Raw genomic sequence first — 13,218 nt, 5'->3', positions numbered from 1 at the left:
CTCAGACACCACAAATCCAATGTGAACAAAGATCCAAATGTGGGAGGGGCGGTGCGACGATTCGACTTGCCCCCGATGGCGGCGGCACACTCAACATATTTGTTGGCTGAACCACTGCTATCGGGGGCAAGCCCCCTCCCACATTGAATTGTATTTCAACCTTTACTGATCAGTGGCCTGAGGCCTCCGGCCCTGCCTTGGCGCCAAACGGCGGCTTGGCCAGCCACACCAGCAGCATCAACCCCATGAACATCCACCCCAGCAACGTGAAGTAATCCACGGTGGACATCATGTATGCCTGGCTGGTGAGGATCTGGTCCAGCTGCGTATAGGCCTTCTGCCCTGCCCCACCGAGCGCCTGCAAGGCATCGCGGGTCGCCGAGTCGTAGGTGGTCATGTTCTCGCTCATGTAGGCATGGTGCTGGTCCGCCCGACGAATCCAGATCCAGGTGGTCAGCGAGGCCGCGAAGCTGCCGCCCAGGGTGCGCAGGAACGTGGCCAGGCCCGCGCCGTCGGCAATCTGGTGCGGCGGCAGGTCGGACATCAATATGCTCAAGGTTGGCATGAAGAACAGCGCCACGCCAATCCCCATGAACAGCTGCACCAGGGCGATGTGCTGGAAGTCCACTTCATTGGTGAAACCTGCGCGCATGAAGCAGCTCAAGCCAATCGCCAGGAAGGCCAGGCCCGCCAGCAGGCGCAGGTCGAACTTGTGCGCGTACTTGCCCACGAACGGCGACATCAGCACCGGCAAAATACCGATCGGCGCCACCGCCAGCCCGGCCCAGGTCGCGGTGTAGCCCATCTGGGTCTGCAACCATTGCGGCAGGATCAGGTTGATGCCGAAGAAGCCTGCGTACCCCAGGATCAACACGATGGTGCCGATGCGGAAGTTGCGGTAGGCAAACAGCTTCAGGTTGACCACCGGGTGTTTGTCGGTGAGTTCCCAGATGATGAACACCGCCAGGGCAATCACCGAAATCGCCGCGCCCACGATAATGAAGTTGGATTCGAACCAGTCCAGGTCATTGCCCTTGTCGAGAATGATCTGCAAGGCGCCCACGCCGACGATCAAGCTCAGCAACCCGACGTAGTCCATCGGCTGATAACTGGTCTGCACCGGACGTTTCTTCAACTGCGAACGCACCACCATCACCGCAAAGATACCGATGGGCACGTTGATGAAGAAGATCCACGGCCAGCTGTAGCTGTCGGTGATCCAGCCGCCGAGGATCGGCCCGGCAATCGGCGCCACCACCGTGACCATCGCCAGCAACGCCAGGGCCATGCCGCGCCTCGCCGGCGGGTAGACGGCGATCAGCAGCGTCTGGGTCATCGGGTACAACGGCCCGGCCACCAGGCCTTGTATGACGCGAAAAGCGATCAGCTCGGGCATCGACGTGGAAATACCACACAGGAACGACGCCAGCACGAACAGCATCGTCGCCCACAAGAACAGCTTGACCTCGCCAAACCGCCGGCTCAGCCAGCCGGTGAGCGGCAAGGCAATCGCGTTGCTCACCGCAAACGAGGTGATGACCCAGGTGCCCTGCTCCGAACTCACGCCCAGGTTGCCGGAAATGGTCGGCAACGCCACGTTGGCGATGGTGGTGTCGAGCACCTGCATGAAGGTCGCCAGCGACAGGCCAATGGTGGCCATCAACAGGCTGGGTGGCGTGAAGGAGGCGTTATTGCTCATCAGCGTTGCACAGCCTTGGGCGCGGCGAGGCTGTTGTCATGGATCAACTGGGTGATCATGGCGTCGGCCTCGGCGAGTTGGCGGTCATACACGTTGGTGCTGAACGAGGCCTTCTGCGGCGCCTGTTGCGCCAGTACCGGGCCGCTCTGGTCATGCAGGTCGACCTTGACCAGGGTGCTCAAGCCCACGCGCAGCGGGTGCTTGGCCAGTTCTTCGGCATTGATGTGGATACGCACCGGCACCCGTTGCACGATCTTGATCCAGTTACCCGTGGCGTTCTGCGCCGGCAGCAGGGCAAACGCGCTGCCGGTACCGGCGCCGAGGCTGTCGATGGTGCCGCTGAATTTCACGTCGCTGCCGTAGATGTCCGACTCGATGTCCACCGGCTGGCCGATGCGCATGTCACGCAGTTGGGTTTCCTTGAAGTTGGCGTCGATCCACAGCTGGTTCAGCGGGATCACCGCCATCAATGCGGTGCCCGGTTGTACGCGCTGACCCAGTTGTACGGTGCGCTTGGCCACATAGCCGGTGACCGGTGCGATCAAGGTGCTGCGCGCATTGGTCAGGTAGGCCTGGCGCAGTTGCGCGGCGGCGGCCTGCACATCCGGGTGAGAACTGATCACCGTGTCGTCCACCAACGCATTGGTGGTTTTCAGTTGTTGCTCAAGGTTGGTCAGGGCGTTTTTGGCCGCAGTGAGGCTGTCACGGGCATGGGACAGCTCCTCCTGGGAAATCGCCCCGCCCTGGGCCAGGGTTTTACGACGATTGAAGTTGTCCTGGGCGGTCTGCACGTCGGCTTTCTGCGCATTGACCTGGGCCTTCATGCCGTCGACGTTGCTGTACAGGCCGCGCACCTGGCGCACGGTGCGGGCCAGGTTGGCCTGGGCACTTTGCAGGCCGACGGCGGCGTCGTTCGGGTCGAAGTTGATCAGCACCTGGCCCTCGTGGACCAGGTCGCCATCGTCGGCGCCGATGCTGACCACGGTGCCGGTGACCAGCGGGGTGATTTCCACCACGTTGCCGTTCACGTAGGCGTCGTCGGTGCTTTCGCTGAAGCGGCCGTACAGCTCATACCAGCCCCATACGCCGACCACGGCGAGGATGACGATCAGCGCCAGGCCGATCAGCATCACCTTGCGTTTGCGTGGGTTGTTGTCTTTGGGTTGTTCGGTTGCATTGGTGTTTTCGGCAGTGGCCATGACAAATACCTCAAATTATTCCGTGCGTGTGGCGGGGGTGGTCGCTGCCACGTTGTCGGCGCTGTAGCCGCCGCCCAGGGCCTGCATCAGTTGAATCGACAGATCGATCTGCGCGGCATTCAGGGTTGCCAACTGACGCTGGGCCTGCAGCAGTTGCTGCTCGATGCTGAGCACATCCAGGTAGTTACCGATCCCGGAGCTGTAGCGCTGCACCCCGGTGTCGTAGGACTGCTGGGCAATGTCCGCGGCATGTTGCTGGGCCTGGATCTGCCGGCCGGTGTCGCGCAGTTGCGAAAGGGTGTTGCCGATATCGCCCAGGGCTTGCACCAGGGTTTTGTTGTACTGCGCCACCGCCAGGTCGTAGTCGGCGTCGCGGGCATCGAGGTCGGCACGCAGGCGGCCGCCGTCGAAGATCGGCAGCGAGATCGTCGGCGCAATGTTGAAGAAGCGGCTGGCCGACCCGAACATCGCATCCCCCAGCAACGACTCGGCCCCGGCGCTCGCGCTCAGGTTGAGGTTGGGGTAGAAGCGCGTCTTGCTGGCATCGATATTCCGGCCCGCCGATTCGACCCGCCAGCGCGCGGCGATCAGGTCCGGGCGCCGGCCCAGCAGCTCGGCCGGCAGCACCGAGGGCACGGCCACCGCGCTGGGTTTCAGCACGTTGGGCCGGGCCAGTTCACTGCCACGGTCCGGGCCTTTGCCAAGCAATACGGCCAGGGCGATCTTGGCGCTTTGCAGCTGTTTTTCCGCGTCGATCAGTTGCGACTGGGCGCTGGCTTCCAGGCTTTCGGTCTGCTGGTACTGGTACTGGCTGTCGATGCCCGAATTCAGCCGGCGCTTGCCCAGGTCGAGCATCTGCCGGGTGCGCTTGAGGTCGTCGTTGGCCAGGTCGCGCACGATATGGGCCTGGCCCAGGTCGCTGTAGGCCTTGGCGACGTTGGCCGCCAGGGTCAGGCGCGCGGCCTGCTGGTCGACCTGGGCAGCACGCGCCTCACCCAACGCGGCTTCCCAGGCCGCACGCTGGCCGCCCCAGAGGTCGAAGGTGTAATTGAAGCTGGCGCCGATATTGCGCACCGTCGAATAGGCATCGCCCTGCCCGCGTGGGTCCTGGTCCTTGGCCAGGCGCGAGCGGGTCACACCGGCGCTGGCATCCAGGGTCGGCATGCGCGCTGCGTCGGCAGCGTAGGCGGCGGCTTCGGCCTGGTGGGCACGGGCGCTGGCCACTTGCATGTCCGGGCTGTTTTGCAGGGCTTCCTGGATCAGGCCGTCGAGTTGCGGGTCACCGAGGCTTTTCCACCAGTCAGCGGTCGGCCAGGCAGCGCTCGACAAGGTCACGCCGCTCAAGGTTTTACCGGTTTGCAATGTGCCGGCGTCGAGGCGTTTGCCTTGGGTGTCGAGGCCGCTGTAGTTGGCGCAACCGGCCATGCTCATGGCCACCAGCACCAGGCTGAGTGCTCGTGTGTTCATTGATTACCTACCCGCTGGATGACGATGGCGTCACCGGCAGCTACCAGAATTTTCTTGAGGATCCGCTCCAGGGTCTGCAGCTCGCCGGGCTCCAGTGCGCCGGCCAATTCGTTCATCGACTGGGCACCGATGTGCGGCAGCATGTCCGCCAGGCGCTGGCCGTCCTCGGTCAGCACCAGCCGCACCTGGCGCCGGTCCTGCTCGGAACGCTGGCGTGCCAGTAGGCCTTTCTGCTCCAGGCGGTCGAGCATGCGGGTCATGGAACCGCTGTCCAGGGACAGGTTGCGGCACAGCTCCGCCGGGGTATCCACGTCGAACTGGGCGATGATGATCAACACCTTGAACTGCGCGGCGGTCACGCCGTACGGCTCCATATGGGTGTCGATAATGCGGTCCTTGAGCAGCGCCGCCCGGCCCAGGAGCAGGCCGAGGTGGCAGTTGCGAAAGCTGTCAGGGGTGAAGTGGGGCATCGGAAGTCACCTTATTACTGCCTAGGCAGTGAATGTATGACAAGATGTTACTGCTTAGGCAGCGAATGTCAAATGGAATTATTAGCTTGCTTGGTAATGGGCGGATGAATGGCGGGGTTCTAAGGATTGCCTGATGGGGTGTGACGCCTTCGCTGAGTACTCTGAGTAGCCTTTTGACCAGTCGACCCCCTCCTTCCCATGACTTCCTTAAAACAGTTTGCTTGCCTCGCGGTCGTCACACTGGCGGGCGCATCAGCCGCCTCTGCGGCTAATTGCACAGCCACCGTCAACACCAATGAAACCCTTAATTTCGGCGCAAGTCTGTCCAGCGGCAGCCTGACAGTTCCCGCTGATACTCCCGACGGCACCGTGATTTACCAAGACACGGTGCAATCGGGTCAGAACAGCTGGAAATGCACAGGTTCCTCCCAATACGGCATCGTGATAAACCCTGCGTTAGGCTCGGTCACCAGCGGCTCGACCTACCCTATCGGCAAGACAGGCCTTTCGTTCCGCGTCTGGATCGACAGCCTGGATTACTATATGGCTGCACCTGCTTCCCTTAAGCCGAGCAGTTACGGCATCCCCCCAGGCTCGGTACGCCTGGAAATCGTCAAGTCAGGCCCGCTGTCTCCACAGGTCAAGGTCGCTGCCGGCAACCTGGGCAACTTGCAATCTGACGATCTGATCATCAGCAAGTACAACCTCACCAACCCCTTGGTGCTGAACGCTGCCTCCTGCCAGACCCCTTCCGTGCCCGTCGCCATGGGCGACGACTATCAGCTCTGGGAGTTTCGCGACGCAGGCGCAACCCCTCGCACCATTCGCTTCGACATCGGCTTGAACCAGTGCCAGACCGGTATCAATAAAGTGACCTATTCGCTCAAGGCCACCACGCCCATCGTCGACGCGGCAAAAGGTGTCGTCGCGCTCAACGGCGGCTCCACCGCCAAAGGCATCGGCCTGCAATTGATGGATGATGCCGGGCAACCTATTGCGTTTGATACCACCTACTCCTTCAGCGGTTTCACCACCACAGGCACCAATTTCAAGATTCCCTTGTCGGCCTCGTATTACCGCTTGCCCACCGGCAACGTCGAAGCCGGCAGCGCCAACACCGAAGTCACCTTTATCGTGAACTACCTGTAGCAAACTAAGGATCGTCTGATTTTTCCTACATACGGCCATCCCTAGAGTGACGGGATGCGATTAAAGAACTATCTCCACCAGATCAGCCCCGTCCTGTCCACGCCCCACGCCGCCCGCCGACTGTTGCGCATTTTTGCGCTGGTGCTGCTGGTGGGCATGCTGGGCGGCGTGTACAGCTTCCTGCTATTTACGTTCAACAACGAGATCTCCCAGCGGCGCAGCTACATGAGCAGCGCCATCGCCGAGGCCCATACCTTTTTCACCACCCGTGAAGCCCTGCTGGAAAGCCTCAGCCTGTCGGCTACACGCAAGGCCAAATTGAACCTGCCGGTGAACGATGAGGAAATCCGCCTGTTGCTCGGCAAAATCCCGGGTAAGCAATGGAGCATCTGGCTGACCCAGCGCATGCGCGACTTCCTGAAGGCCAAGCAGCTCAACCTGCTGTACGTCGGCACCGATGCCCAGGTGCTGCGACTGTACGATGCGGGTCCCGTGGCTGCGGACTTTCCCGCGCCCATGCTGGTGCAACTCAATGCCCTCAAGCAGCAGAAAACCCTGCAGGAACTCTGGCTGACCCACACCGACGGCGGCAACTCGCAGCTATATATCTTTATCCGCCTGGATGAACGCGACCTGGACTCCGGCTGGCTCGGCCTGGAAATGGATGACCGTGAAGTCTCCAAGGCGTTGAGCGACCACAGTGCTGGCGAGTTCACCATGTTCAACGCCCAAGGTATGCCCCTCTTCAGCAATAGCCGTAACCCGCCGCCCGGGCAAAACCTGCCGCACCTGCGCCAGCAGGACTTCTTCGGCTTTGTCGGCGACGGTTGGCTGCCCGAGCAATTGGTGTTGCGCAAACAGCTGAAGTCGTCGGACTGGCAGCTCACCTACTCCATCGACCTGCACGCGGTGCTCTGGGCGCTATGGCCGCAGATGCTCGGCGCCCTGCTTTTCTGCCTGCTGACCATCAGCCTGGTGGCCCTGTTGACCCGCCGACTGGAACACCGCTTCATCATCCCCGCCATCCACCGCATCCAGGCGCTGGTGGAAAGCGAGCTGTTCAGCCGCGATGTGATCCAGACTGCGCCCGTGGCCCTGTGCGTGCTGCGGCGCACGGACGGCGAAGTGGTGCTGGAAAACACCCTCGCCCGACAATGGCTCGGCCAGGCCGGCGCGCAGCTGGGGCCGGGCTGGATCCGTAATGCCTTCGATACGGACGCCCCCTGCCTCACCGACTACTTCAAAGCCGCCGATGGCCGCCACCTGTACCTGAGCTGCGCGCCCACCCGCTACAAGGGGGAAGACGTGTTGCTCTGCGCCTTCAGCGACATCAGTGCGCGCACCCAGATCGAAGCGGCGCTGGAACAGGCACGCCAATCCGCCGATGCCGCCAACGAAGCCAAGACACTGTTCCTGGCGACCATGAGCCACGAAATCCGCACGCCGCTGTATGGCGTGCTCGGTACCCTGGAGCTTCTCGCTCGTACTCGCCTGGATGCCCAGCAGAAAAGCTACCTGCATGCCATCGAAGGTTCCTCGGCGACGCTGCTGCAACTGATCTGCGATGTGCTCGACGTGTCAAAGATCGAAGCCGGCCAATTGGCCCTGGAGCTGAGTGAGTTTTGTGTGCCCAGCCTGGTGCAGGAAGTGGTGCAGGGTTACGCCGCCGCCGCACAGAGCAAGGGTTTGCAGCTGTATGCGTGCCTCGACCCGCAACTGCCGCTGCGCCTGATCGGCGATGCCAGCCGCTTGCGCCAGATCCTCAACAACCTGCTGAGCAATGCGGTCAAGTTCACTGACTCCGGGCGCGTAGTACTGCGGGTCAAAAAGCTCAGCCGTGAAGGCGAACGGGCGTGTCTGCAATGGCAAGTCTCGGACACCGGCAAAGGCATCGCCCAGGAAGACCAGGCACTGATCTTCGAGCCGTTCTACCAGACCGAAGGCAACCCCCATGTGATCGCCGGCACCGGCCTCGGCCTGCCCATTTGCCTGCGCCTGACCCACTTGATGAACGGCACCCTGCGCATGGTCAGCGAGCCGGGGCTTGGCAGCAGCTTTTCCCTGGCCGTGCCACTGGAGCAACCCGCTAGCATCGTGCCGTCGCTGCGGCCGCCGTTGGCGCAGGAGGTGGTGTATGTGCTCTCGCCTGTACGCGAACTGGCCGACAGCCTCTGCGGCTGGCTGCGCCGCTGGGGTGCCCGTGCGCAGGTCGGCCCGCCGTCCAGCGCCGAGCTGGCCGCACCCGCGGTACTGCTCGAACTGGTAGAGCGCAGCCTGGACACCTCCTGGCACGGCCCAAGGGTATTCGCCAGCAGCGATGGTGCCCACGAACCGCAATTCACCGGCGATGGCTGGCAGGTCAACCTCAACGACCTGAACGCGATCCACCAGGCGGTTCGCCACGCCCAGAACGGCCAGGCCGCACCGTCCCAGGCGCGTTGCGAGCGGCGCGACCTGCACCCCTTGCACCTGCATATCCTGGTGGCCGAAGACAACGCCATCAACCAGTTGATCCTGCGTGACCAGCTTGAAGAACTCGGTTGTACCGTAGAGCTGGCCGGCGATGGCGAAGAGGCCTTGTCGCGCTGGTACGAAGGCGCCTTCGACATCGTTCTCACTGACGTCAACATGCCCAAGCTCAATGGCTACGAACTGGCCGAAGCCCTGCGATGCCTTGGCTGCAACACCCCGATCATCGGCGCAACCGCCAATGCCCTGCGCGGTGAAGATGCCTTGTGCCTGGCGGCCGGCATGAATCACTGCCTGGTCAAACCCTTCACACTGCGAGCCTTGTTCACTGCCCTGGCTCCCTACGCACGAGCTACCCATGAAACCCTGTAGCATTCTGATCGTTGAAGACCATCCCTTTCAGCACCTGTATCTGCAGAACCTGTTCAGCGAGCTGGGGGATTTTGATGTGGTGTGCGCCAGGGACGGTGAAGCAGCGCTGGCCTGCCTGAAACAACGCGATTTCGACCTGGTGCTCACCGACTTGCTGATGCCCGGCATGGACGGTGTGCAATTTATCCAGGGCCTGGCCGCACAACCCTCACGCCCCGCGCTGGCGATCATGAGCGCCGCGTCACGGCGCATGCTGATGGGCGCGAGTCTGGTAGCGAGCAACCTGCAAGTGAAGGTGATCGGGTTGATTTCCAAGCCGGTGAATGCCGCGGCCCTGCGTTGCCTGATCGACCAGTTGCAGGCGCTGCGCCAGGTTGCCCCGGCCCAGACCCAGCCCGGCATCGATTGCCAAAGCCTGATGAATGCCCTGGACAACGGTGAACTGCACGCCTGGTTCCAACCCAAGAAAGCCCTGAGCAATGGTCGCATCGTCGCGGCCGAAGCCCTGGTGCGCTGGGTGCACCCCGAGCATGGCCTGTTGCTGCCCGGTGTGTTCCTGCCGGCATTGATCGCCTGCGACCTGGAAGAACGCCTGCTGTGGTGCGTGCTGAAACAAGCGATGGCCGCCCAAGCCACGTGGCGCCAACACGGCTATGACATCCCAGTGTCGATCAACCTGCCCACGCACCTGCTCAACAGCCACGACCTGCCCGACCGCATCCTCGCGTTCGTGCTGGAACACCAGGGTTTGCCCGCACGCTTGTGTTTCGAGCTGATGGAGTGCTCGGTACCCGATGACATCAGCAATTTCTACGCCGGCGCCTGCCGCTTGCGCATCAAGGGGTTCGGCTTGTCCCAGGACGATTTTGGCAAAGGCTACAGCTCGTACATGAACCTGGTGTCGGCGCCGTTCACCGAGGTGAAGATCGACCGTGCCCTGGTAGAGGGCTGCAACGCCAACGAAGAATTGGCCCAGGCCCTCACCAGCATCGTCAGCCTGGGACGTCAATTGGGCTTGATCGTGGTTGCCGAAGGCGTAGAAACCGCGCAAGAACTTGCACTGTTGCGTAAGATCGACTGCACTCAGGTCCAAGGTTTCCTGATCTCCCACGCCGTTTCTGCGGATCAGTTCCAGCAATTGCTGACCCACGACGGGCCAGCGAGCGCCTATTGACCCGGCTGCCGGGTGTGGAACAACACCGTTAGCTTGCGAGGTCACCGCGTCATGCATCCCCCCAATGCCTTCCTGGAGAAACTCACCAGCAGTTCACTGCGCCTGAACAAAGGCTTGCTGGTACTGGGCGTATTGGCGGTGCTGCTGCTGGGTATCACCTACCTGGGAGTGCAGCGCATGGTCAAGGAGCAGCATGAAACCTTGCAATTCCACTTCGCCCGACTGATGGAGAATATCCACGAGCAGGAAGCCTTCCTGCGCGATGTTTCGCGGGGCAGTATCCAGGGCGAACTCAACCTTTCTGCCCTGCTCCCACCCTTTGTGCAAAAGCCGCTGCCCGAAGAAGGGCCGAATATCTATGAAGGTCGCGGGCTGCCGTTTGCCCTGCCCTACAGCTTGAAAATCAACCCCGACAAAATCGCCGCCGCACACTACCCCAAGGTATTTGCCCTCGGCACCTACTTGTCGGCTTACTACAGCGCCTTCTGGGCCGCCTCCCACTATCAGTCGCCCCAGGTGATGTTGGTCAACGGCCCGGACAACTTCGACATCAGCGTGCCCGCCACCGGTCGGCTGCGCGATGGCGGTCAAGTGCCGGTCGGCGCGCTGGTGGACGTGCTGACCCAGTTGAACGAGCGCCTGCACGCACAGAATTCATCGTTGCCGGATCATCAGGTGCACTGGGAACCCTACGACCCCACGCCCGATGACAACGCTGCGCCCGTGCTGCTGGGCTATGTCGACATCAACCTGGCCCCGACCGCACTGACCATCGACGGCGCTAACACCTGGGTAGTGCTGGCATCGCTGCTGGACCTGGCCAAGGTCAATAACATCGAGCGCCTGATGCAATGGTCGATCTACGACAACTTCACCTTGATCACCCCCGCCGGCGTGGTATTGACCGGGGCGCTGAAGCCCGGCCAGGTGCTGAACGAAGGTGTGAACGTCACCCGTGACGGCCTGGTGTTCAAACTGACCAGCCAGGGCGGGCAGCCGTGGACCGCGATCTACGTGATCAGCCTGCAACGTTTCCTCGACTACGCGCGGTGGCCACTGCTGTGCCTGCTGGCCGTGGTGCTGGCGATGCTGGGCTGTGGCCGCGCCTTCAACCGTTGGTACACGGCGCGAGTGGTGTTGCCCGCCCACCAGGCCCACGCGAGCATCGCCGAAAGCGAGGCGTTCAGCCGCGCGGTCATCGACACCGCGCCGACCGGCCTGTGCGTGATCCGCCGCAGCGATCATCACGTGCTCCTGCAAAACCAGCGTGCCCAGCAATGGCAGGACGCCCGCGCATTATTCGACTTGCTCAAGCAGCAGCCGCGCACCACGCCTGGCCAGGCCGACCTTGAAAGTGACGGCCGCCACCTGCACGTGGCCTTCGTGCCCACCCGTTACCAAGGCCAGGACGCGTGGTTGTGCGCGGTGCACGATGTTACCCGGCATATCGAAGATGCTGCCGCTCTGGAGGAAGCGCGTCAGGCGGCCGATTCGGCGAACCTGGCCAAGAGTCGCTTCCTCGCGACCATGAGCCATGAAATCCGCACACCACTGTACGGCGTACTAGGCACTTTGGAGCTGCTCGGCCTGACCTCGCTCGCACCACGCCAGCAGGACTACCTGCAGACCATCCAGCGCTCCTCCACCTCCCTGTTCCAACTGATCAGCGACGTGCTGGATGTGTCAAAGATCGAAGCCGGGCAAATGACCCTCGAACTTCAGGACTTCTGCCCCCTGGAACTGAGCGAGGACAGCGTGCGCACCTACAGCGCCTTCGCCCGCGCCAAGGGCTTGCAGCTGTATGCCTGCATCGACGCGAACCTGCCGGACCGACTGCGCGGTGACCCGCAGCGTATCCGCCAGATCCTCAACAACCTGCTGAGCAACGCGATCAAGTTCACCGATAACGGGCGCGTGGTGCTGCGCCTGCGTGTCCTGCAAACCAGCGACGACCAGGTGAGCCTGCAATGGCAGGTCAGCGATTCCGGCGTGGGCATTTCCCAGGCGCAGCAACACCAGCTTTTCGACCCCTTCTACCAGGCCGAAGATGCCGCCAGCCAGGCCGGTGCCGGGCTGGGCCTGGCAATCTGCAAATGGCTGTGCGAGCTGATGCACGGCCAGTTGAATGTGGTGAGTGAGCCCGGGCTGGGCAGCAGCTTTACCTTGCAGCTCGCATTACAGGTCGTTCCCGGCAGCCTGGCCGATTGCCCGCCGTTCAGCCCCGGCCTGCCGCCTGTCTACGTACGCGCACAGGAACCCGAACGGGCGCAGCACCTGATCAACTGGCTCAATCGCCTGGGGCTTCCCAGCCGTGCGCTGTCAGCCGAGATGCCGGCTAACGCGCTGTTGGTGGATTTCGCCCAGGACCTGGCATGGCCCCGCACGCGCATCATCGCCTCGGCGGGCGGGCCCGACCCGGCTCAACCGTGCGGTGCCGACTGGAGCGTCGACGCCGACAATGTGCGCGCCATTGCCTGGGCGATTTACCGGGCGCAGCATGGCGCCGAAGCAAGCCCACGCCGCGTACCGTCCGCCAAGGCACAGCCACTGAACCTGCAGGTGCTGGTGGCCGAAGACAATGTAATCAACGCGGCCATTATCAAAGAACAATTGGAAGCCCTGGGTTGCCAGGTGGTCGTGGCGGCCAACGGCGAACAGGCGCTGATGCAGTGGCTGCCGGGACGCTTCGACCTGGTGCTGACCGACGTGAATATGCCGGTGATGAACGGCTACCAACTGACCGAAGCCTTGCGCCGACAGGATGCCGTGCTGCCGATCATCGGGGTGACCGCCAATGCCCTGCGCGAAGAAGGCGAGCATTGCGCCGCTGTCGGCATGAACGCGTGGATGGTCAAGCCCCTGAGCCTCGCCGCTTTGCGTACGCAGCTGGAACAACACTGCAAGATCGAAATACCGGCGGTGGTCGACATGCCGCCGTTGTCGCCCAGGATGCGTGAGCTGTTTGTCACCACGCTGCGCCAGGACGTACAGACTACCTTGACCGCGATGGACAATCGGGACGCCAATGGCGCGGCGCAGCAACTGCACAGCATGGCCGGCGCTCTGGGCGCGGTGCAGTTGGACGATATGGCTAGCGCCTTTGTCGGTTTGGAGCTACGCCTGACCGGCATGGCGGTCACACCGGCCCTGGCCTTGGAAGTACGGCAGCACCTTGCCCGCCTCACGGCATTGCTCGACACCCTTGAATAACTTCACTCT

Annotated in this window: 8 protein-coding genes; 4 read left to right on the top strand and 4 right to left on the bottom strand. The window is 62.6% G+C overall.

Annotated elements, in window-relative coordinates; genetic code table 11:
• Positions 1–169: 169 nt before the first annotated feature.
• Genes K5K89_RS12515 through K5K89_RS12500 form a run of 4 tightly spaced genes read right to left on the bottom strand, consistent with a single transcriptional unit; the run spans position 170 to position 4,835 of the window.
• Positions 170–1,699: a DHA2 family efflux MFS transporter permease subunit gene (locus tag K5K89_RS12515; RefSeq protein ID WP_058423856.1), complete on the bottom strand. Its 1,530-nt coding sequence runs from the start codon at positions 1,697–1,699 to the stop codon at positions 170–172.
• Positions 1,699–2,898 (bottom strand): efflux RND transporter periplasmic adaptor subunit, encoded by a 1,200-nt coding sequence (locus K5K89_RS12510; RefSeq protein ID WP_071491975.1) that lies wholly within the window; start codon positions 2,896–2,898, stop codon positions 1,699–1,701. The genes K5K89_RS12515 and K5K89_RS12510 overlap by 1 nt, the downstream gene beginning before the upstream one ends.
• Positions 2,899–2,913: 15 nt before the next feature.
• A complete protein-coding gene (locus K5K89_RS12505) occupies positions 2,914–4,365 on the bottom strand; it encodes an efflux transporter outer membrane subunit (protein WP_071491976.1) in 1,452 nt (483 codons plus the stop codon).
• Positions 4,362–4,835, bottom strand: coding sequence for a MarR family winged helix-turn-helix transcriptional regulator (locus K5K89_RS12500; protein WP_071491977.1), 474 nt, complete (start codon positions 4,833–4,835; stop codon positions 4,362–4,364). The genes K5K89_RS12505 and K5K89_RS12500 overlap by 4 nt, the downstream gene beginning before the upstream one ends.
• Before the next feature lie 198 nt (positions 4,836–5,033).
• Between K5K89_RS12500 and K5K89_RS12495 the strand changes: the two genes are divergently transcribed.
• From K5K89_RS12495 to K5K89_RS12480, 4 genes are read left to right on the top strand one after another with little or no spacing between them, the layout of a single operon-like run.
• Positions 5,034–5,984, top strand: a complete 951-nt coding sequence (locus K5K89_RS12495; protein WP_222541522.1) for a fimbrial protein — start codon at positions 5,034–5,036, stop codon at positions 5,982–5,984.
• A gap of 54 nt (positions 5,985–6,038) precedes the next feature.
• Positions 6,039–8,825, top strand: coding sequence for an ATP-binding protein (locus K5K89_RS12490; RefSeq protein ID WP_222541521.1), 2,787 nt, complete (start codon positions 6,039–6,041; stop codon positions 8,823–8,825).
• Complete coding sequence (locus K5K89_RS12485) at positions 8,812–9,999, top strand: EAL domain-containing protein (protein WP_071491980.1); 1,188 nt, start codon at positions 8,812–8,814, stop codon at positions 9,997–9,999. Before K5K89_RS12490 ends, K5K89_RS12485 begins: the two co-directional genes overlap by 14 nt.
• A gap of 51 nt (positions 10,000–10,050) precedes the next feature.
• On the top strand, positions 10,051–13,209 hold the full coding sequence (locus tag K5K89_RS12480; protein WP_222541520.1) for a hybrid sensor histidine kinase/response regulator: 3,159 nt from the start codon (positions 10,051–10,053) through the stop codon (positions 13,207–13,209).
• Positions 13,210–13,218 lie beyond the last annotated feature (9 nt).

The organism is Pseudomonas sp. DR208 (assembly GCF_019823005.1).
GTDB lineage: Bacteria > Pseudomonadota > Gammaproteobacteria > Pseudomonadales > Pseudomonadaceae > Aquipseudomonas > Aquipseudomonas extremorientalis.
This window is presented reverse-complemented; position numbering and strand designations above follow the sequence as displayed.